The sequence below is a fragment of the Arthrobacter crystallopoietes BAB-32 genome (genome assembly GCF_000328305.2).
Classification (GTDB): Bacteria; Actinomycetota; Actinomycetes; order Actinomycetales; family Micrococcaceae; genus Crystallibacter; species Crystallibacter crystallopoietes_A.
This window is the reverse complement of record NZ_ANPE02000298.1, coordinates 1-2,833: the sequence shown is the minus strand read 5'-3', so window position 1 is coordinate 2,833 and position 2,833 is coordinate 1. Positions and strand designations below refer to the sequence as shown.

Here is a 2,833-nt window from a genome sequence, read left to right as displayed (position 1 = left end):
AGCGGCCGGCGCTCCCGGACGGCTGGCTGAACAGCCGGGAGCTGGACGAGAACCACAAAGCCATGATTGCCGCCGCCGAGCTGGATGTCTCCGGTGGCTGAGCAGGTCGCGCTGACGCCCGAGCCGCTGATGACGGGCTACAAGGAGTCGGACCAGGAACGCTGGGTGGCCGAGCCGGCCAAGAGCACCTACCGCACGCACTTCGAGCGGGACCGGGCGCGCGTCCTGCATTCGTCCGCGCTGCGCAGGCTCGGCGCGAAGACCCAGGTGGTCTCGCCCGCCACGGACGACTTTGTCCGCACGCGGCTGACCCACAGCCTCGAGGTTGCCCAGGTCGGCCGGGAACTCGGCCGCACCCTCGGCTGCGACCCGGACGTGGTGGACGCCGCCTGCCTCTCGCATGACCTCGGCCACCCGCCGTTCGGCCACAACGGGGAGGCCGCGCTCAATGCAGCCGCACACTCCATCGGCGGGTTCGAAGGCAACGCCCAGACCCTGCGCCTGCTCACCCGGCTGGAGCCCAAGGTCCTCCGTCCGGACGGGTCGCCGGCCGGGCTGAACCTGACCCGGGCCAGCCTCGACGCGTCGTGCAAGTACCCCTGGGCCGCCTCTGATGCTCCCGTGATCCACGGCAAGCGGACCAGCAAGTTCGGCGCCTACGAGGATGACCTGCCCGTCTTCGACTGGCTGCGCGCGGGCGCCCCCGAGCGCCGATCCTGCATCGAGGCCCAGGTGATGGACCTGGCGGACGACATCTCCTACTCCGTGCACGACGTCGAGGACGCCATCGTCGCCGGCCGCGTCCAGCTCAAATGGATGGACAACGCGGACCACCGCAGCCGCGTCATCGGCTATACCCGGCAGTGGTACCTCCCGCACACCGATCCGGCAGAAGTGGACGCGGCGCTGACGCGTCTGGAGGAATCGGGCGTCTGGGTCCGGGAAGCGGACGGCAGCCGCAAGTCCATGGCAGCGCTGAAGGACATGACCAGCCAGCTCATCGGCCGTTTCTGCTCCAGCGCGCTTGAGGCGACCCGCGGCATCTACGGGCCGGAACCGCTGACCCGGTATGCCGCCGAGCTCGTGGTGCCGCAGGAAACCGTGCTGGAAATCGCCGTGATGAAGGGCCTGGCGACGACGTTCGTCATGACCGCGGACCTGCGCCAGCCGATCTACGAGCAGCAGCAGGAAATCCTCACCGACCTGGTCCACGAACTGCATGCCACGGGCCCCCGGCACCTGGAGCCGGCCTTCGTGGCGGACTGGCATGCCGCGGACGACGACGGTGCCCGCCTCCGGGTGGTCATCGACCAGATCGCTTCCCTCACCGATGTATCGGCCATCGCCCTGCACGAGCGGCTCATGGGCTCGAACCGCACGCTGATCTAGTCTGGTCCTCCACAGGACGCTGCCTGCAGGTTCCGTGCACAACCAGCCGCGCGACCGGTTCGATTTGCCCCGCCAACCTAAACTGTTCTCATGGCCGGACTGATCAAACGCGAAGACATCGACGAGGTCCGGCAGCGTACGGACATTAAGGACGTCGTCGACGGCTACGTCACGCTCAAGTCCGCCGGCATCGGCTCCTTCAAGGGCCTGTGCCCCTTCCACGACGAGCGGTCGCCGTCGTTCCACGTCCGTCCCCAGGTCGGCACGTACCACTGCTTCGGCTGCGGCGAAGGCGGCGACGTCATCTCGTTCGTCCAGAAGATGGACCACACAACTTTCGCCGAGACGGTTGAAAAGCTGGCGCACCGCATCAACTACACGCTGCGCTACGAGGACGGCGGAACGGGGCCGCGCCGCGAGGACGTGGGCAAGCGGCAGCGGCTGCTTGACGCCCACAAGGTCGCCGCAGAGTTCTTCCGCGCGCAGCTCGCCACGCCCGGGGCTGCCGCTGCCCGGCAGTTCCTCGAAGGCAGGGGATTCGACGCTGCCGCTGCCGAACATTTCGGCGTCGGCTACGCCCCGCAGGGGTGGGACAGCCTGCTCAAGCACCTGGCCGGCCGGGGCTTCCAACAAGAGGAACTCAAGCTCACCGGCATGTTCTCCGAAGGCAATCGCGGCATCTACGACCGGTTCCGCGGCCGGCTGATCTGGCCCATCCGCGACATTGCAGGCGAGACTATCGGCTTCGGAGCGCGCAAACTGTACGACGACGACCAGGGCCCGAAGTACCTCAATACTCCGGAAACCGCGCTGTACAAGAAGTCCCAGGTGCTGTACGGCATCGACCTGGCCAAACGGGACATTGCCCGGAACCGGCAGCTCGTTGTCGTCGAAGGCTACACGGACGTCATGGCCTGCCATCTGGCCGGAATCACCACTGCAGTAGCCACCTGCGGCACCGCGTTCGGCGCCGACCACATCAAGATCGCCCGCCGTCTGCTGTCCGACGACGGCACCGGGGGAGAGGTCATCTTCACCTTCGACGGCGACGAGGCCGGGCAGAAGGCCGCCCTGCGGGCCTTCGAGGAGGACCAGCGGTTCATCGCCCAGACGTTTGTCGCGGTCGAGCCGACCGGCGCGGATCCGTGTGATCTCCGGATGACCCGCGGCGAACCGGCCGTCCGCGAGCTGATCTCCTCGCGCCGGCCGCTGTTCGAGTTCGCCATCAAGGCCACGCTCAAGCGGTTCGACCTCGACACGGTCGAAGGCCGGGTCCAGGCGCTGCGCGCCGCGGCCCCCGTGGTGGCCCAGATTCGGGATCCTGCCATGCGCCCGGCCTACTCACGCCTGCTCGCGGGCTGGCTGGGCGTGGACGTGGAGGATGTGCTCCGGGCAGTGTCGGCGGCCGGCAAGCGCGCCGCCGAACAGCAGCCGCCCGGCGGCG

The 2,833-nt window shown here is 68.4% G+C and carries 2 protein-coding genes; both read left to right on the top strand.

Annotated elements, in window-relative coordinates; all coding sequences use genetic code 11:
- The first annotated feature begins 129 nt into the window (after positions 1–129).
- Positions 130–1,389: a deoxyguanosinetriphosphate triphosphohydrolase gene (locus tag D477_RS20300; protein WP_237740847.1), complete on the top strand. Its 1,260-nt coding sequence runs from the start codon at positions 130–132 to the stop codon at positions 1,387–1,389.
- Positions 1,390–1,479: 90 nt separating this feature from the next.
- The coding region (gene dnaG / locus D477_RS20295) for a DNA primase (RefSeq protein ID WP_005274967.1) at positions 1,480–2,833 on the top strand (1,354 nt) is incomplete at its 3' end.